The sequence below is a fragment of the Pontibacillus yanchengensis genome, assembly GCF_009856295.1.
Lineage (GTDB): Bacteria > Bacillota > Bacilli > Bacillales > BH030062 > Pontibacillus > Pontibacillus yanchengensis_A.
The window spans coordinates 1-19,613 of the sequence record NZ_WMEU01000005.1 but is presented as its reverse complement, the minus strand read 5'-3'; the positions used below and the strand labels follow the sequence as shown (position 1 = coordinate 19,613).

Here is a 19,613-nt window from a genome sequence, read left to right as displayed (position 1 = left end):
ATCTAAGAAAACTTTAATCACGTTTTCATAAATACAATAAATTGAACTACCTTCAATCCACAAACTCCAACAACCTCCCCTTCACTTCCTCCCAATCTACAGACAAATCCAATGTCCGGATCCAAATATTCTGATCTCCAGACATAGGGAACTTTGCATCTACCTCTTCATTTACTGTTGGATACAGCAACATTCCATTTACTCTGCCAGGAAAATCACTGTTCATTATATATGCATATATTTGATATAAATGCCCTGTTCGAACTTTTTCAATATCTGAGTGGTTGCTGCTTACTAGCGTTTCTGAATAGAATTTCGTATCCATAATTAATTGTCGTTGGGTCCATTTATCTTCTATAACAATATCCGTTTTCATATTAGGAAGTAAGGATAAGGATTGTTCTGTTACACTTTCATCTACATTCCATTTTATTTTCGGGGAATGAATGCGATAACGACTTCCATCTAAGTGATAACGATAAAAATTCAATACAAACTTTTCATATAGTTTGGCCATTTGCTGGTCTCGAATAAAATCCAGAAATATCATGTCATTATCAGTTTCAGTTGAGACCAATCCCATGTAAATCAACTCACTAACGTTCATTAACATTCGGTAATGGTAATTGTTCCGGTTATATCTCAATGATTGAAAAAGCGATAGTGAAAGGCGAATATCCTCGACTTCTCGAAAATATTGACGTTGCTTGGATAATTGCTGCTTCAACTCAACATTTAAATTTGGAGACTTCAAAAGAATATTGATTGTTTTCTTCACAATCTGATTTAAGATGATATTCTCTTCGAAGTTTTCATACTCACAAACCATTCGTCCCTGACTAAATGTATGCTGCTTTATAGAATCTCCTATTTTCATCTTCCCTCTTAAAGAGGAGGTCGCTTTTTTCTGAACCTTGTAATACCGATTTAACCCTTGCTTCAGTAAGCTGTTCACTCCGTTGATATAAACACTACCTAATAAGTTATAGATGTTATCAAATTTCTCGCTACCCGTATTCACTCGCTCTGACTGATCCAATACGTTCCACGCATAACAGAGCATATAATAAATATTTTTGATTGGGATCTTCGATTGCTCACTCATCTCTTATCACCTTAACAATTCATTAACGAAGTTCTGTGCTTTTTCCTCTTCGTCAAACCAATACTCTTTCAAAAGAGGTTCTATTTCATAAAGGATGATTTCTTTATACCAATTGTCAGTGACTTCGTATTGAGTAAAATAGCTATGTCCAATCCGGAACCCTTTTCCAAGGTTAAAGTCATTCTCAATCTCTCTATTTACATTGGCAAGTCGAATTTGAATTTGCTCCACAAGATTTTCGCTAGCACCTTGATCTAGTAAAAGTTGTTTAAACTTATTAGAATGGAAAGCAGGTTCAAGTTCGAAGAAAGAAAAACGTCTTCGTAATGCATAATCAATAATCGCAAGACTGCGGTCAGCAGTGTTCATCATGCCAATCAAGTACACATTTTTTGGAACGAAAAATTCCTCATCATTGTATGTAAGGGTCAACGCTTCTCCCCGTTTATCACTTTCAATCAGCATGAGCAATTCTCCAAAAATCTTACTCAGATTCCCCCTGTTGATTTCATCTATAATAAAATAAAAATCCTTATTAGGATACTGCTTTGCTTCCTGACAAAATTGATAAAACGGACCTTCTTTCAACGTAAAGCCGCCATTTCCATCAGGTCGATATCCCATAACAAAATCCTCGTACGCATAACTTTGATGAAATTGTAGCATCTTGATTCTAGATGAGTTTTTCTCTCCCATTAATGAATATGCCAATCTCTTTGCTACAAACGTTTTTCCCACACCTGGTGCACCTTGTAGTATTAGATTTTTCTTTCGTCTTAATAAGGCTCTCATCGTTTCATAATCTTCATCATTCACAAATACCTCATCCAGGAAAGCTTCTTTATCGTAGTAATCATAACTTTTCTCTATAATAGATTCAGGGGAATTATCCTCTTCCTGCTCATCAGGTTCAACCGAGTCAGTCACACCTAATTCATTTTGTACAGATTTATAGGAAAGCTCAGGAAAGGAATGAACAGGGTAATCTTCTCTTTCAAAGTTCTCGTACATTTCCTCTAATAGAGATACATAATCTTCTCCAGTAATCATTCTTCTTTTATGCCGCGTCAACACTTTAACCTGGAGTTCATCTTGTAGATTTGTTCGCGTATTGTTATCCAATGGCACATAATCCCACGGTCTAATCCAATATAAACCGATGGTAATATTCCAGTGGATGCCATATTGTTGAATCACTTGGTTAAACCGATCAATAAATAATTGCTTATCTTCTTCAGTATCTTCCTCTGCGTACTGAATAGCCGATTCGAACAATTGCCATAACTGATCAATGTCTGTTTCTCCTCTTCGATCATCGCCCCCGAAGAACCAGGCCTTTAGGTTATTGACTCTAGGGACTCCTTCGAAAACGGAAGGAACTTGCTCCTCAAGTTCTAGTAAATGCGCCAACTCTCTTAAAATCAATTGTCGGTTATCGTCACGAATACGTTTATTAAACATGCCGAACACCGTAAACGGACAGATATCATTCAAGAGTTCTTCACTGCCATCCGTTTTCTTCATAGAAAAGGGATTATTCATATTGAGCTTTTCATAAATACTATGGATGTCTCTGAGTAACTCCACTCGATTATCTTTATAACGCAATAAAGCATCCGCTAACTCTTCATAGAAATACGTCCATTCAAAATCAGCTGATACATACTTTTCCTTCCAATAAGGGTGCTGGAGAAACCGATCGATATCCTGTTGCTCATCATGAAACGCAAAATGGATTAAATTCCTCTGCATCCAACCGTCCGCAGCTTCGACATGCCAGATGATGTTCCGACTTGTGAAGAAATACCACTCTTTCGATGGGGTGAGCTGTTCCCAATCGACCGACACTCTTTTTCCATCTCCAAGATTATGAGTTATAGTCCCAATAGCTTTTATGCGCATAACAGAAACACTTACACCATTGTTCTCAAACGGGAGATTATTCTTTCTAGTAAAAGAGGACTTGATGGCTATACGATCTCCCACCTCCATCTCAGAAACTTTCTCTTGATACTTGTCATCATACCCGTTTTCCCAAATGCCTTCTTCCAAAAAACGATTGAATTGATTCTCACCATCTATGACAGCTCCTACAAAATATGCTTCACTAACAGTCGTCATTATCTCATCCCCTTCTTTAAATGAATTTTCAAATCTATGTAATAATGTGGATATTAAACTATTTTCACTAAATAATACCATATCAAGATATAGTTGGTCCTAGGTTTTATTTGATTAATACAGTTCTAAATGTGAATTTCTTTATCAATGTAAAAATGCTCTTACTACATATTCAATATATTAATAACTAACATAGTTTTTTTACGTCTCAATCTAACAAATAAAAAGAAGCAGGCGCCCATTAATAGGACCCTGCTTCTTCTTTCAATACTAAATGTGTCACACACTCCACATGGGTTGAATAGTTATCGCAGATAAGAAAAGATGTAGTAGTGTTCACCTTATTTAATATTGGGGGTCTTCCAATTTCGATCTCCTTCTTATTAATGTTATGTTTAATAAAATTAGTAAGGTAGATAATATAAAAGATACCATATGATTAACATCTTTAATTATTAAGAAAGATGGGATTAGATGCAACATAATGATAAGAATCCTAGCATCACCTACTCTCATTTTCCTAACTTCAGTTAGATGCATATGATTTTTCATTTTATTTCTAAGCAACACCTAGATGCTTTTGTCAATACACTCAAAGATTCTACTAACTATTTATCCAAATAGTAACCCTGACATTGAATAAAAAGGCAAACTCAAATCTTTAGACATAGAATTTTTAACTCGATCCACTATTTGTAGGTCACCATTAATTTTTGATAAATTTCCCTCAATCGCACGATTTCCTTCACACATAATCTTAGAAGCTTGTTTTAAAGAAAAAGCCATAGTATTCCCCTCCAGAATTGCTTGAAGTGTAAGAATCCCGAGAACCGCAGATGCGAGTGTATCAACATACCAAAGATGACCTAATACAGACTGAAATTCATTAGTTATAGAAGGGCCAATTCCCATAAAACCCATGCTATTAAATCTTACTCCAGCAGTGCCACTTTGACATGCATTCAAAATTAAGTATCGTCTTTTATTTGTAATGGGTACACTTTTTTTTAATTCCCATGTTGTAACTGGGTCATTTTCTGACACATATAGTTTAGAAAAAGGTGGATTATCCGAATTAAACTCCCCGTGAGATATTACCCATATCATATCAAACTCTGGATCAGAATATTTCTCAAGAAACAAATTTTTAGTACAATTTTCACCCTCATAAAATTCGAATTCTATCTTCTTACTAGACAATAAATATTTAATTGCTTCAGCCTCAAAGACTGATGTAAGTAAGGTTCCGTCTGGATCACTCCATATTAACACTTTTTTTATTTCCTTGGGTGCAGGTAATCTAACACTATCTACAGATATAGAGTAAGTATGTTTAGTTGTATTTGATAGTATTTCCGGAATTGGGAAATTGGTCCATGTTAACTCAATATATTCAAAATGGGTTTCTTCCTTTATTTTAGATAATACCTTATTCAATTCGCTAACTCCGGCAAAATCAGATAAAGAATTAATGTACTCAGAGGACTCATCTATATGAATTCTATTTTCCTCTTTTGGAGTAAGAGTATCCTCTTCATTTAAAATGGCAGTCCAACCTGCTTCAATATTATCCTTTATCTCTAATATATCAGATAACTTTTTACTACTTTTAGAAGCTAGCGCACGCACCTTCTCCTTATCATATATTAGAAAAAAATACCCTTCTGAATGAAAGTTTGGAATTGCAATTATCATTGCTTTACCTTCTACATTTTGCAAGCCTGTATCGCCAGGTTTATATACCCACCATGCATATATTAACTCTAAAGCTAATTGATACTCCTTATTATGAAGACATGATGCTACCATCATGTTTAAAAAACCACTGTTCTTCTGTTTAAATAAATCTAATAACATTCTGTCAGAATGAATATTTCCAGCATGAAGTAAAAAACCTCTTAAAAGTCTCCAATATTCTTCTACATCTGGGTTTGATGAACGAGAGATAGTAAATGCTTGCATATAAAATAATTCTGCCCAGAAACTTACGCTTGGAGATGAAGAAACTGCATGTTCAGACCATTCTGTGCTATCTAATGCTTTAGCGAGTACTGAAGCAATAATAAAGCATTTATCATGGGAATTCCTTAAAAATTCAAGATTGAACTGACCTTCTAGATAACTTACTATCTCATCGAAGTTTTCATTTTTCGTTTTTTCCCCCATTATAAGTTCTAAGTATGTCGTATAGAAACGTATATCTTCATATATTGCATCTTCACCATGCTTTACAAATTTCTTATATTTTAAAAACATATTAAGTGCATCATTATTTACATGTCCAACCACACTTAAGTTGCGAAAGCTAGTAGCAGCTCTGCCAATAAGAGTTTGACGGTTACCTTCTACTCCTAACATAATTGTTCCAATTAAAAATTCATCAAATAAATCTATATTTTTTGTTTTTAAATCCCCTTTCCCTGTATCTTTATCATATACTTCCACCCATGGATCCAATGATTTTACTATTGCGTTGAAAGCTTCACCAGGTAAACCTATGTCCTCTAGCCTTGCTGCTAAATTAATATATAGTGCTATAGCAAAAAGGTGCGGATCGCCAAATTGCACATACTTTTTAAATGTAAAATGCTCTTTCTTGAATGCGAATCCAACATTTTGTTTTATAACCTTTTTATGTTTTTTACCTAATGCAACATACGCATTTGAAACGTCATATACTATATTTTTATGTATATAGTATTTTTCATCTGGAAGAGACTGTGTGATTCTAATACATAAACGGAACATCTTAAGTAAATTTTTTTGGCTGTGGTCAATCCCCACTCTGTGAAAATATTTTTTTAGCTCATTTACATCATCTGGTGCGTAAAAAATAGCTTGGTTCACTGTTTCAGTAGCTTTTAAAAAACTTTCTCTTATCATACTTTTCTCCTTATTTAATGATTTCTTCCATTAAATTCTTATAATATAGCTTAAAACTCTTTTTTCGACAAATAATATTAATTACCTCCAAAGAATTCATAAAAAAAAGCAGAAAACCTATGGTTTTTCTGCTCTTCATATGCTCTATAAAATAATTATTGAAGAAGGACAAAGATGGTTTTTAAACCATTTTGCTAGGGTTGCTCGTGAACAAATGAAGGTCGTGCAAAAAAAATCTAACATTTCAAACATACCAACACTTGGTATAAAAACTTCTACAGAAGACTATTTCGTTTCCCTAGATGAGGAAATATGAACAGCACTTAGAATCGCCCCAAATGAATATAAAGAAGAGTGGCTCGAAAAAATCTCCATCCTTTGGGCTAGTATTACCCTATATATAAAAGTTACAAATCAACAATTAGATGATTCTACTGGATATTTCATGTATAAGGGACCATTAGACGTTAGTGTACCTGAACCCATTAATAAGTAGATTAACTGGAGTTGGGTTATCAAACACCAATATCATTACAAATTGAGCATCTTGTTACTTTTTTATGTGGTCGTCCGTTCAATCACGGGGACGATTCTAGCGTTTGTGAGTTCCGTCCCTGCGTTATTTCACGGCAGTAGCCTCAATACGTTTAAATCGTCCAATATTTGTTTTATCCTCAGTTATTTGTGCGGCCAGCTACATGTTGGGGTTAGATTTAAAGCTTGAAGTTTGTTCTCTTCCCCTGACACCTTCTCACAGACGGAATGCCGAATGAAGCAGTCTTAAAATCCCCCCAAACAATGAATATTCAGTTATCCTTTAAGACTATGTTACCGTAATTTGGTGGATATTTGGTAGTATCTATACGTTTTTTTCCATATAAAAAGCAGGCACCTGCTTTGCTCCTTACCTAACCAAAATGATTACTACATGGGTTGAACTCTTTAAAGAATTTTATTTAGCTTTTCTATTCCTACTTATCTTCTTTTCAATATTACTTTTTTGCTTATCTGAGAGTTTATCTTTATAGTCTTTAGAATCATAGATGGCTGACAAAGATTTGGAGTGTTCATATCCCTAAGTCTTTTTGTCTCTGATTCACTTTTTATATACCTAAAAATAAACTTGGGTAAAATATGACTGTTTTGTAATTCATTGTCTTCACCACACAAAGCACAATATATCAATTAACTCCCCCCTATATTGAGAGTATATCTATAAAAATTATACCAAATAAGTTATTATCCTCACGACATAAATTAAGCAGTAATCCCTGCTAAAGATTGCTGCTTAATTATTCACACTATACTTTCGTCTTAAAAATTTTATGATTTAAGGAACTATTTACAATCGTATATAAAAGTGAATCTTGATTTTCATCACGCAATAGCATGCTGTTTTCCAATTCATCAACAATTATTGTTAAATCATTCAACTTACTAATAATTCTTTTTTATCACTATTGATAAAGAAGATTCCTATTCTCAAAATGCACAGGAAATTATGGACAAAACCTCTGTTCTTCATCTATCAGAAGGCGGTAATGAGTTATTTGGCTGGGCATGGAATGAAAAAAACGCAAAAAGACCAGGTCTCAATTAACCGTAGACCTAGTCTTTTTAATTTGCCAATAAATTTAATGATATCCTATAGTTGTAATCAACTAGCATAAACATTCTCAGTTGAACTACTATATTGATTAAAAATATGTTCGAAAACTATATTAGCTTTAAACTCAACATCTTCAGGTGTATATTGTTCAATTGGTAACCCGGTATTCTCATCATAAAGGTAGTTATAAATGAATGTTTTTATATCTGCTTTAGTCGATTCTTTCTCTCTCCAGTTGCTCATATTTAACTTTTCTGATTTTAATGCTTCAAGTAACTCTTTCCCTACTTCTTTGATTTTTTCGCGCTCTTTTTTTGAAAGTTTTTTACCAGAAATAAGTAAATCGTAAAGAGCTAACTTTTCTTCATTTAAGCCTTCTCTAACACCGCGTTTTTCTTCCTCATCCAAATTCTTTACAAAACGAAGAATTTGTTCGAATGTTTCTTCTATAGTTGTTCGGTCCTTTTCCTTATTATATTCTTCGATAATTTTTTGATATTTCTGATAATAGTCAACGCGTAGGGGGTTCTTCTTAATCATCTGACTAAGACGTTTTTCAACTACCTCATTTAAATTATGAACTGTAGTATTTTTCGCAGGTGATTTTTTAAATTCTTCTTTTAATCGTTCAAAGTCTATATTACTAATGTCATATAAACGACTATCTTCTTTTTCATCAATAACAGATGTCTCAATAGCTTCATCTACAATAGCATGCATTTCTCTTAATACTTCAGATATATCAGCCTTTTCCTTATCATCCTGTAACTTTTTATAAATGATATCAATATTATTATAATCCGGTCTAAACTTGTTAACTTCTTTAATATTGATACAGGCTTTGAATTTCTTGAAAACTTGTCGAGCAAAGATTTCATATCTTTTCCTAGTTTCTTCATTTTCATTTATAGCTTCTTTTGCCTTATTAATCGAAGCAATAAGCTCAAATCCCTTTTTATCTAACATACTATCAAGGCTGAAGCCCCTTGTTAACAAATAGGTTTTAGTAGCCTCAATGGTTTCTTTTAAATCCTCAAGTAACTCTTCATCAGGTTTAACAGGGTCATTGCCATCGTTATTGCCTTCCTGCCCTGTGGCAAAAGTAGCCAACGCTTCCCGTAAATTTTTTAATATCCCACAATAATCCACAATAAGGCCGTTGTTTTTTCCTTCATTAACACGATTCGCTCTAGCAATGGTTTGCATCAAAGTATGTGCTCTAAGCGGTTTATCCAAGTATAATGTTGAGAGACTAGGAACATCGAATCCAGTTAACCACATCGCACATACTATCGCAACCCGTAAAGGGTGGTCCTGATTTTTGAAAGCCGTATCTAAATCAATACGTCTACCGTCAGATGTTTCATAACCGTTTTTCATCTTTTCTCTATGTGGAATAATATCAAGATCCCACTTTTTAAACTTTTGAACTTCTCCTTGCTCTTCACTAACTACAACAGCCATTTCTGTTTCCTTTAGCCACTGGAGCTTTCTTTTAATAAATGTTTCTTCTTGTTCATCTTCAACTGAACCAACTGTTCTTTCGATTTCTTGGATTTTTTCTTTCCAGTATTTTAGTATTAAATTGTACAGCCTTACTACTGTAATTTTGTCTAAACAAACCAGCATTGATTTTCCTGTTTCCCAGCGTGTTGTATAATGTTCTACAAAATCTTTTGCTATTGCATCTAACCGTTTTTCAGCTGTAAGAATATGGTATTCGCGTGCAAGTTCCTTTTCTAACCTTGCCTGTTGATCTTGGTCAAGCTCAGTTTCTTCTATTTTTTCAGCAATTTTTTGGTTTATATCTTTTGTTGACAAGTTTAGTTTCTCACCGCGGTTATCGTAAAACAGAGGGACAGTTGCATTATCATCGACAGCTTTTTGAAAATCGTAGGTTGATACATAATCACCAAATAATCTCTTAGTTATTTGGTCATCTTTGAATAACGGCGTGCCGGTAAAGCCAATATAATGTGCATTCGGTAGCGCATTCCGCATGTTTAGTGCAAGACGACCATACTGTGTACGATGCGCCTCATCTGAAATAACAATAATGTCATTTCTCTTTGAATAAGGATTGCTAGGATCTATTTCCTGATTAAATTTGTGAATCATAGAAAACACATACTCATGATCAGAGCATAGTAGTTGTTCTAAATGTTTGCCTGAACCTGCTCTTGAACCCTCATCGCTAACAGCTCCTGTGCCAGCGAATGTTTTGTATATTTGACTATCTAAATCTTCTCTGTCAGTAACAATTAAGAAAGTGAAATTCCCTTGTATTTTTCGGTGTACTTTTTCCGTAAAAAACACCATAGAGTAAGATTTCCCACTACCTTGGGTATGCCAAAACACACCTAGCTTTCCATCTAAATTCTCTCTATTTCTCACAGCATCAACTACCAAATTCACACCTAGAAATTGATGATTACGAGCAACTATTTTAATTAGCTTTCCAGAGCTGTCATCAAATAAAATAAAGTTCTCAAAAAGATCCATAAAATTTTCTTTTGTGCACGTACCCTTTAATAACGTTTCAAGGTCTACGATACCTTTATCATCTTCGCTCAAACGTTTCCATTCATTAAAGTGTTCATATTTACTTGAAATTGATCCTACCTTTGCTTCGTCACCATTACTTAAAAACACAAATGCATTGTGATCGAACAAGTGAGGTACTGTATCTTTATAGTCACTTAAATTACCTTCATATGCTTCTCGAATGTCACGATGCACATTTTTTAATTCAATAAATAATAAAGGAATTCCATTTACAAAACCTATAATGTCTGGACGTCGGCGATATAATCTTCCTTGTACCCACATTTCTCTAACGACTAAAAAATGATTGGCAGAAGGGTCCTCAAAGTTGAAAACCCTAAGCCGCTTTTTTTCGATAATCCCCTTATTATTTCTATAGGAAACTTGTACTCCATTTTTAAATAATAAATACTTCTCTCGGTTAATTTGAAGCATTGACTTTGAAACATTTGATTCAGTAATTTGATGTATCGCATCTTCATAAGCTTCATCAGGGATCCCAGGATTTAAAGTCTTGAGTGCTTGTCGAAGGTATCGTACGAGTACCACTTCTTTCTCAGATGTTCTCCCTAAAGTTCCATTTATCCCCATCACTTCCGTATTATAAGCAAATACTGAATTCCAATTTAATGCATCTTGAAAATAATTTGCTGTGGTCTCTTGGACTAATTTATCCTCAGACATGGGTGCACTCATACTTTTATTTCACCTCTCATTAGTCTGTTAACTAATAAATCTCTAGCTTGAGATAGCTTTTCATTTTGTTTCTGCAGATTTAATATTTGCTCAAAAATAGGTTCGCATAAATCATTAAAGTCCTGTAATAAATTCTCCTCTGGAAAAACTATTTCCAGGTTTTCAAATTTAGTCTTATTAACATTACTCATAGTTGCTCCTCCACCAAGAGCCTCCATCTGTTCTTTTAATGATTGAAAAGCATAATAACAGTAATATAAATAGTAATTCTTATTGAGAATAACACTATTTATCTGTTGATTTGTTTGAGATGCTTGACTTGTTATTGCAACTACTCCAATTGTTCCTATACAAGATACGATTAACGTATTTTCAGGGATATACTTGTTTTTTTGGGCACCTGCGCCAAGCTCAGTTAAATAATTTCCGGTTTTTGTGATAAAGATATTTCCATGCATATCTGGAGTTTTTATAAAAGGTACTTCTCCTCCATAAAAATCTGGATTTTTTGTAGATGGTGTTTTCCCAGTAATCACCTTTCCAATATCATTAATTTTCTGTTTACTCCATGATTTAAATGCTTCATTTATGTGTGAACCTGGATATTTAAAATGTATAAACCACTGTTTGTATAAATTTTTTCCAGCGTTATACAATAATTTAATCCTACGATTATTTAACTCAATTAAGTCATCATAAGCTGATAATATATTAGCAATTTTATTTTGTATAACCATAGGTGGCTTGTGCACTTCAAGTTTAGTTAGTTCACTTCCTCGAATACCTGCTTGTGCGCATTGTTGAATAATAGTTTGCATATTACTAACTGATGACGAAAAGTAATAATAATAGAATAGTGGATTAGCTACCTTGGTATTTAATCTAATTCTTATTAAGTGAGACTCAAAAGTAAGAACTTCATTTACATCTAGTATGATTGAGCACTTACCTGCACCTTCTCTGACTAATGATTGTCTTGCAAAAAGGATATCTCCACTTTCAAGAACTGTATTAGTGAGTTCTTTATTATTCATAGGTACAAGTTCCATTTCTATGTCACTTGTTATGCGATCATACTTAAAAAGTTCACCCATATTAACCATTTTATGTCCTGAACCTCTTACTCTTTGAGGTCTAGTTAATCCATTTCTGGATGGAATTAAATAGAGCGACTCAAAAGGGACTTTTTCCCAAATCATAGTCCCATCTCCTTAAAGTTTTGTTGAATTAAATCTGCTAATCTTTTTGCTTCATCATCTAAATCCGACAACTCTAAATGAATATCTTTTATGGTTTGTTCGAAATCAAAATCTTCGTCTTCTTCTTCAGGTGCAACTCCAACATATTTTCCGGGTGTTAAACTCCAATCACTTTTTTCCACATCTTCTAAATTAACTAATTTCACTAATCCCTCTACATTTTCTAATTCAGCTTTCGGAAACTTTTCTTGAAGCCATAATATTTGCTTAAAATAATAAATAGAACTTCTTAAACCTCTGAGGAGTTCTTTTTTTCGATCATCAAAGCTTTCTTTGTATTTTTTGATTTCTCTTGTTTTCCAATTTTCAAATGTTTTAGCAGAAAGTTCTATTTCACACATTTCTATTGTAGAGACAATAATTCTATAAATTTGATCTACACTTTTTGAAATGTCTCTTTTAAGGTTAAAGATCGTCTGATATTTCTCACTATACTTTAGCTGTAGATTATTATCTTTTAATCCATTGGGTGTTAATGAGGATTTCCAATCTTTTATTTGACTTTGTAGGTTCTTTAGGTCTAGTTCATATTTGTTAACAAAATTTGTGAGCTCATTTATACTATTTTTAAGTTTATCTTGTTCCTCTTTGCCCAACTCTGCGTTTTTTGAAAATGACTTTAATTGTTCTGACAACTGAAGCATTTCCTCATTAAATGATTTTAGAGCTTTAGGAAGTACATCACATTCCATAGTTATTTTATTAAAATAGTCTTTTATTAGCCCTAAATATTTTTCAGTTTGGCCTCTATAAAGCCATATTATAGAAGTTAAATTCTTCAACTGTTCTGGAGAAAAATCATATATCTTTCTTGTCACTTTTCTATAAATATTTCTGGCATCTATCATTAAAATCTTATTCTTGAGATGTTCTGGTTTCCCTTTATTAAAGAACCATAACTCACATGGAACGGACCGTGTATAAAAGAAGTTTGAGCGAATAGATATCATTACATCTACATTACCGGTCTCTATAATCTTCCTTCGAACCTCTTTCTCAGCACCACCTGCACTTGAAGCTTGGGAAGACATAACAAACCCAGCTCGTCCATTGTTATTTAGGTAGCTTAAGAAATATGACATCCATAAGTAATTCCCATTACTTACTTCACCATTTTTATTTACACCCGGTAACCCAAAAGGCAATCTCGTATCGTTCTTGATTTTCTCAGCATCTACCTTATCAACATTGAAGGGTGGATTGGCCATGACAAAATTACATTTTTCTATTAATTCATGAGAATCTTCATAAAAAGTGTTTGCCTCTGCAATTTTCCCTTCTAAACCATGTACTGCCAAATTCATCTTCGCTAAACGTATGGTAGTAGAAGTTTTTTCTTGACCGTAGAATGTCACAGCAGAATTTGCATTTTGTCCTTGTTCATCAAGGAAATGACTTGTCTGAACAAACATACCCCCAGAACCGCATGCAGGGTCCAACACAATTCCATTATCTGGTTCAATAGTATTAATAATCATTTGAACTAAGGAAACTGGGGTAAAAAACTCTCCATTATCTTGAGCACCTTGCAATGCAAATTTCATAATGAAATATTCATATATTCTACCGAACACATCTCCATTTACATTGTTTAGCGCTTCATCATTAAAAACTTTTAGAAGTCTTGTAAGTAAATCATTTTCAAAGATATGATAATCTTTAGGTAACACACCTTTTAAATCCTCGTAATCATCTTCAATCGCATCCATAGCTTCTATAATTGCTTGTCCTCGATCTCTATCTTCTGGCATGTTAATTAGGTAATCAAACCGAGATTTTTCTTGCAAAAACAAGGCATTTTTACTTAAAAAGTCTTCCCTTGTAATTTGACGTGTTACACCTCCACGGCTTGGTAAAGACTTTTTTATTTCGGACTCAACCTTTAAAAACCGATTAAAGGCGTGCCGTAAAAATATAAGCCCTAATACTGGCATGTAATATTCTGTAGATGTTAATTTAGAATTAGCACGAAGGTCATCTGCGGCTTCCCATAAGCGCTTTTCAATACTCTCTATATTTTCCATATATTAAATCTCCTCTTTTATGTTATACACTTACATTTATTGTATAATAGGTTAATTGTATCATACTAGAAAGTCTTTATTATTAATAATTACGCAAAAAATAATAATAACCTTATTTGTTTTAATTCCGCGTAAAAGTAAGACCCCGGGGGTCAAAAAATCCCCCGAACCATTAGTCCGAGGGAACATAAAACACACTTCAATATTCAGTCATAATCCTCAAACAACCATTGATACCAAGCTATTTTAACTCTATCAACGCGACTCACTGGACGTGGGGTGAAGAGTTATTGCAGATAAAAATGTAGTAGTGTTTACCTTAAATAAATTAAATGTTGTTGACTTATACAAATTATAAATACCTATCTACTATATTATCCTTCATTACATTATAACCAATTTATGGTTATGGTGACTTCGTCTAACTTCAATCTTTAGTATTAATATAGTAGACTAGACCCGGTTGAGGACTTCCCTCTGACACTATTCTTTGATTGCTCAAAAAATATACTCTATTTTCTCTACCTCTGAAGTTGAGAAAGGTTTCATGAACCTATAAAGAAAGGGCCTTCAGGAGCACTATATATTCTTTTTCTTTTATAGTTTCTCACGCAAATTCAAACCATGATACCTCTATTCATCCAAAAATCGAAAGACATTTATTTAAAGCATGAGTTTGAGATTATGATTATGTGTAGTGAAATCCATAATGAAATTCATAACAGAAATATTTACCCTGAAATGAAGGAAAATCATTTGTGTGTCTTAAGAAATTAAGTGTTCTTACTCGTCTATTCCTTGCTTTTTCTTTCAATTAAAACACCTACTGAATAAGAAACAAAGAACCCTATTATTAATAACAAATAAACGTTACCTACAAGGTGTTCTATAATTGGAATCTACAAATATGAAATTAATAAGAGTAGAAATTAAGGATAACAAAAAAATATATTTTGAAGTTAAAAGAAAATATTCAAATACAATTGTGTTATTAAATGAGCTCTAAGACATCAAAATATAAATAAACAGTAGGAGTATAAGCATGACCCCAACGCAAATGAATTATGGACTTATTTTAGAAATGTTATTGATTGGGTTAAACTTACCTTCCCAACCTATCGTAAAGAAATGAAGGGAGTTCACTGGGGAAGTTTATATGATGATTTTAAAAATGAGTTATTTGATACATCGGAATTAGAAAAAGAAATCGCAGAACTCATGATAGATGATGATGTTACTAAGAGGAAAGGTATCTATCAATACGTATTGACAAGAAATGAAAAATACTTAAATATTCGTGCTTTTTCAGAAAGTCAAAAGCGTTTTGCATATGAACGACAAAATGGTATTTGCGCTAATTGTAATGCCCCCTTTGAATTAAAGGAAATGGAAGGTGACCATATTACACCTTGGCATGCAGGTGGTAAAACAAATGCAGAAAACTGTCAAATGCTTTGTAAAGACTGCAACAGAAGAAAATCGGGAAAATAAATAGATCTAGTAGTAACTAGACGTTTCTGGACAAATCAAATCAATTAATTTAGTGATTTTCCATTTGGACCAGTTGTTCCAGCAACTTCCACATACATAACAAACTTACCAAAAGGACCAATAATTACATGGTCAAGTAAGAAGCGCAGGGAAGGTTCTAGCGCTTCGTGCAATATGAAAAAATGCCCACACGCAAACTTCGAATATCTAGAAAAATTATACGAGAACAAAAACGGGCTTCTTAATAGTTTATTCAACTATTGAGAAGCCTTTACTATTACTCAAAATGTTAGCATTTTTTAGCGTCATATTGTTTATAATAACGTATCTGAATGTGACTCCAAATAAGTTCGATAGTTCATATTATAGTTCAGATAATGCATCGTTGTCTCAATTCTCTCATGACGTAATTGCTCCTGAATAGAAAATTCATTTGCTCCATTTAATAATAACAGCTGGGCCATCGTGTGCCTTAAGTCATGAACACGTACCTGCCTATCAATCCCAGCTTCATCATAAATTAGTTGTAACATGGAAACTAATCTACTTCTATTCAACGGTTTATTATTATAAAAGAAAACTTCTTTATCTTGTCCCTTAGACCACCTCAACCACTCAGGGTGTTCAAAGTATTGTTCAAAAGCTTCTTTCAATTTATCTACTACTGAAACAACACTTGCGGATGTTTTCTGACCACGGGTAATCTCTATGGTCTGGAACTCTAAATTCACTTGAGACTTTTTCATCAAACATACCTCTTGTGCCCGTAATCCGCAAGTTAAGAACAATAACATCAATAGATAAAATTGTCCAAAAAAAGGATCCACTTTTTTTGAAGCTGATAATAACTTAGAAGCATCTTCTTTACTAAATGCACGATCCACTTTTCTCAGTTTATAATATGGGTTTGGATAGTACGCTGTTGGATTAGATTTTATTAAGCCAACCATTTTTAAAAACTTAAAAAAGCATTTAAGTGCTTCAATACTATTGTAAAGATTAGAATGGCTATCCCCATTCTCTAATAGGAATTCCACGAAATCATCAATAAACTCTTCGTCAATTGGATCATATCTTGAATCCGATTTTCCAAACTTAAACTTATCAAAATCCAATTCTCTTACTGGACCCAAAGACATCATATATTTCCCAAACCTCTTAAGGATATACTTATAGCTATCCTTTGTAGACTGAGCTACATGTGTGTGTTTGTACCATTGCTTAAAATAATGTGAATCTAAAATAATATTGCTTTCTATAATAATCACCTCCCTTAAATAAGTTTTGCAATTGGATTCTTCTCCATATCTTCTTTAATCTGATCCCTACTTTGTTTAGCATATGGCTTCAATGATGTGACAGTAGAGTGCCCCATAAGATCCATCATGGCATACAAATTGATACCCGAGCGAATACCATAAATAGCATAGCTATGTCTAAAATTATGAACGCTTAGATTCTCTGCTTCAGCATCACTAATAGACTGTGCCTTCTTTGCTAAACTTTTAACCATACCTCTAACTGCGCGGTCAGTCATTGCAGTTTCTCCTCCAGTTGTTGAAAAAACATATAAACCTCCATAATTAGCCTTAAGCTCTTTCCAATCTTCTGCAAGATGTCCATACATAAAGTCAATATATTTCATCAATACATTTAAAGCATCACGTTGTATATATGCTGGAACAGGTTTGTTTTTATTTCGTTTTCTACTGACCGTAATCATTTCTTCTTCCAAATCAATATCTGATAATTGGATACCAACAAGCTCACTTACCCTTAAAGCGGATCCAAGAAAAGCACTTATTATCGTATAGTTCCGAAGTCCGAATGCTGTCTCTTTACTTAAAATAAGTAATTCTTTTAATTGTTCTAATTTATAAAACTTTGGCAATCCGTTTTTATTCCAATCGACTTTTAAGGTGCCGTCAAATTCTTCTTTATTCATTAAATAAAAATCCTGAACTACTGTTTTGATGAAAGTTCTTAGAAATGCTGATTTTTTAGCGCTTGTATTATTTGAAATATCATTTTGATTGATATATTCAAGCAAAGTAGATGTTGGATATATTACTTCTGTTAATGGTATATCAAGTGTCCCAAACTTTTTGCTAATGAAATCACAAAATAATTTTATTTCGTAGTTATAGGTATCTTTAGAGGTCTCTGCTAAGCCCAAAAATTTTGAACTACCCTTAAAAAACAGAATGCTTTCTTCGACGGTTAATTTTTGAAATGATTTTTCCTGTTTTGGTGCATCTGCATCTTTGTCTCCACTTATACCTAATACATTTATTGCAGCCACTTGGAGGTCTTCCATATTATGTGTTTCCAGTAGGTGCTGAATAACAACTTGAGCAGACCCCTGCTTAGAAACTTCTTGGTTAAAAGTCATTTCTTCACCCTCCTATATAACTCAATTTTTCTAACTCATTTTTCACAAATTTTCGTTCAAAATGAACATACTTTGCAACAGTGTCATCAGAAATATGTCTTGTTAAGCTTTTTACAATTTGCTGTGGGCAATGCATTATTAACCTTGTTACAAACAAGTGTCTGTACAGATGTAGTCCTCCCCCATAATCCCATCCAGCTATTAACTGATAAGAATCAAATAGTAGCCTCAATTCAGGGGTAAAAGACTTTGGGTTATCACAGAAAATATGTTTTTTATCACTAGATTTTCTTTGGTACAGAATTAACAAATCATATACTTTTGTGGGAATCGGGAGTATCGCATCCATTCCTTTAGTGTCCGTAATGGAAATTGACCTTGTGCTTAAGTTAATATCCTTCCAACTTAGGCTAGCGACCTCACACCCACGAAATCCCATTAGTAGCATAAGTGAAAGAGCAAGTTTATCACCTATCGGATTACTAGAATAATGCTCAATAGCATTAATAAGTTCCTGTATCTCTTCATCTGGTGGAAGTCGTCTGTAGAAGTATTCGTCAGCTTTAATGTTTGTTAGGTTCCTCGTTACATCTCGTACTATTTTCTTCTTTCGAAACAATAACTGCAAAAAACTACGTACATACTGCAAGTTTCGTTTAGCCGTAATTTCCGTTAATTCTTCTTCTTTTACTTGTTTAATAAGAAAAGATTTATAATCATCAAGGTCTTCACTAGTTACCATATTAAATATAAAAGTGTTAATAGACTGATTTTGAAATTTAACTAATGATGATATGGCCCAATTAACAAAGGTTCTTACAGGAATGTAATAATTATTATGAAAACTCTGTGGTTTAATATTTCGTTCTTTCTTCAAAACACTTTCCACCACACGAACAAGAGGATGGTCAAATTTGGTTTTATGATTTATTTTATCAACATAATCATCTAGTTTTACTTTCTTAAAGGGCTTCAAAGAATTCAAAAAGCTTTGATAGTAAATAAGCTCCATTGAGTTTAATGGATCAATAACCATTTTTATGACTTCAGGGTTTAAATAATCTTCTCTTTTAAAATCATTAAGCTCTTTTTTATTGAAACTCATCATGAGAGGTACAATCTTTTTAAACATTGTAATATTGGTTTTATAGACCCTAAGTGAGACATGTAGTTTACTACGCATATACTTTCTTATCTGTAATGAATCGAATTGTTCATGTATCTCCTTGGTATAAAGCCAATCATTAATATTCCCTTTGGAGATAGATTCATTTTCCAGGTTAATATTTATCTCATACATTTTTTCAATCATGTTATCTATCCAATCTTTTCTATAATGGAAATGTTTCGCATTTACATCATTGTATTTGGCAAGTAAAAAATGTAGGGAATGGCATTCAAAAATGTATGCCACTTGCCGCCTCTAAATTATCGGTGAGTTAATGATTCTTTGTACCTGAAACTATCGCCTGTAAACAATAATAAATGG

At 33.3% G+C, this 19,613-nt stretch carries 10 protein-coding genes and 1 pseudogene; 1 reads left to right on the top strand and 10 read right to left on the bottom strand.

All coding sequences use genetic code 11. The annotated features are described in order from the left end of the window. Positions 1-52: 52 nt before the first annotated feature. The 7 genes and pseudogenes from GLW08_RS14875 to GLW08_RS14845 form a co-directional block, all read right to left on the bottom strand. On the bottom strand, positions 53-1,105 hold the full coding sequence (locus tag GLW08_RS14875) for a 5-methylcytosine restriction system specificity protein McrC (RefSeq protein WP_160849445.1): 1,053 nt from the start codon (positions 1,103-1,105) through the stop codon (positions 53-55). Positions 1,106-1,111: 6 nt separating this feature from the next. Next, complete coding sequence (locus GLW08_RS14870) at positions 1,112-3,226, bottom strand: AAA family ATPase (RefSeq protein ID WP_160849444.1); 2,115 nt, start codon at positions 3,224-3,226, stop codon at positions 1,112-1,114. Between the two features lie 612 nt (positions 3,227-3,838). After that, positions 3,839-6,109, bottom strand: a complete 2,271-nt coding sequence (locus GLW08_RS14865) for a CHAT domain-containing protein (RefSeq protein ID WP_160849443.1) — start codon at positions 6,107-6,109, stop codon at positions 3,839-3,841. A gap of 625 nt (positions 6,110-6,734) precedes the next feature. Then, positions 6,735-6,900, bottom strand: a pseudogene (locus tag GLW08_RS14860) (ATP-dependent helicase); the annotation flags it as partial. Positions 6,901-7,766: 866 nt separating this feature from the next. Beyond that, complete coding sequence (locus GLW08_RS14855; protein WP_160849442.1) at positions 7,767-10,958, bottom strand: type I restriction endonuclease subunit R; 3,192 nt, start codon at positions 10,956-10,958, stop codon at positions 7,767-7,769. Beyond that, positions 10,955-12,157: a restriction endonuclease subunit S gene (locus GLW08_RS14850; protein WP_160849441.1), complete on the bottom strand. Its 1,203-nt coding sequence runs from the start codon at positions 12,155-12,157 to the stop codon at positions 10,955-10,957. Before GLW08_RS14850 ends, GLW08_RS14855 begins: the two co-directional genes overlap by 4 nt. Beyond that, positions 12,154-14,241 (bottom strand): N-6 DNA methylase, encoded by a 2,088-nt coding sequence (locus GLW08_RS14845; protein WP_160849440.1) that lies wholly within the window; start codon positions 14,239-14,241, stop codon positions 12,154-12,156. The genes GLW08_RS14850 and GLW08_RS14845 overlap by 4 nt, the downstream gene beginning before the upstream one ends. A 1,128-nt stretch (positions 14,242-15,369) precedes the next feature. On the opposite strand from GLW08_RS14845, the gene GLW08_RS14840 reads away from it, so the two are divergent. Next, entirely contained in the window at positions 15,370-15,732 is a 363-nt protein-coding gene (locus tag GLW08_RS14840; protein WP_160849439.1) for an HNH endonuclease, read from the top strand. Positions 15,733-16,046: 314 nt separating this feature from the next. On the opposite strand, the gene GLW08_RS14835 is transcribed toward GLW08_RS14840, so the two are convergent. From GLW08_RS14835 to GLW08_RS14825, 3 genes are read right to left on the bottom strand one after another with little or no spacing between them, the layout of a single operon-like run. Then, on the bottom strand, positions 16,047-17,000 hold the full coding sequence (locus tag GLW08_RS14835) for a tyrosine-type recombinase/integrase (protein ID WP_160849438.1): 954 nt from the start codon (positions 16,998-17,000) through the stop codon (positions 16,047-16,049). 5 nt (positions 17,001-17,005) lie between these two features. Beyond that, positions 17,006-18,124, bottom strand: coding sequence for a tyrosine-type recombinase/integrase (locus GLW08_RS14830; protein WP_160849437.1), 1,119 nt, complete (start codon positions 18,122-18,124; stop codon positions 17,006-17,008). Positions 18,125-18,128: 4 nt separating this feature from the next. Further along, positions 18,129-19,436 carry a tyrosine-type recombinase/integrase gene (locus GLW08_RS14825; protein ID WP_160849436.1) on the bottom strand — a complete coding sequence of 436 codons (1,308 nt, stop codon included), beginning with the start codon at positions 19,434-19,436 and terminating at the stop codon, positions 18,129-18,131. Positions 19,437-19,613 lie beyond the last annotated feature (177 nt).

What these genes read in the sequence shown, in the direction of transcription:
- GLW08_RS14875 (WP_160849445.1), bottom strand. Translation starts at nt 1,105, where the DNA reads ATGAGTGAGCAATCGAAGATCCCAATCAAAAATATTTATTATATGCTC.
- GLW08_RS14845 (WP_160849440.1), bottom strand. Translation starts at nt 14,241, where the DNA reads ATGGAAAATATAGAGAGTATTGAAAAGCGCTTATGGGAAGCCGCAGAT.
- GLW08_RS14840 (WP_160849439.1), top strand. Translation starts at nt 15,370, where the DNA reads ATGAAGGGAGTTCACTGGGGAAGTTTATATGATGATTTTAAAAATGAG.
- GLW08_RS14870 (WP_160849444.1), bottom strand. Translation starts at nt 3,226, where the DNA reads ATGACGACTGTTAGTGAAGCATATTTTGTAGGAGCTGTCATAGATGGT.
- GLW08_RS14855 (WP_160849442.1), bottom strand. Translation starts at nt 10,958, where the DNA reads ATGAGTGCACCCATGTCTGAGGATAAATTAGTCCAAGAGACCACAGCA.
- GLW08_RS14865 (WP_160849443.1), bottom strand. Translation starts at nt 6,109, where the DNA reads ATGATAAGAGAAAGTTTTTTAAAAGCTACTGAAACAGTGAACCAAGCT.
- GLW08_RS14825 (WP_160849436.1), bottom strand. Translation starts at nt 19,436, where the DNA reads ATGATTGAAAAAATGTATGAGATAAATATTAACCTGGAAAATGAATCT.
- GLW08_RS14850 (WP_160849441.1), bottom strand. Translation starts at nt 12,157, where the DNA reads ATGATTTGGGAAAAAGTCCCTTTTGAGTCGCTCTATTTAATTCCATCC.
- GLW08_RS14830 (WP_160849437.1), bottom strand. Translation starts at nt 18,124, where the DNA reads ATGACTTTTAACCAAGAAGTTTCTAAGCAGGGGTCTGCTCAAGTTGTT.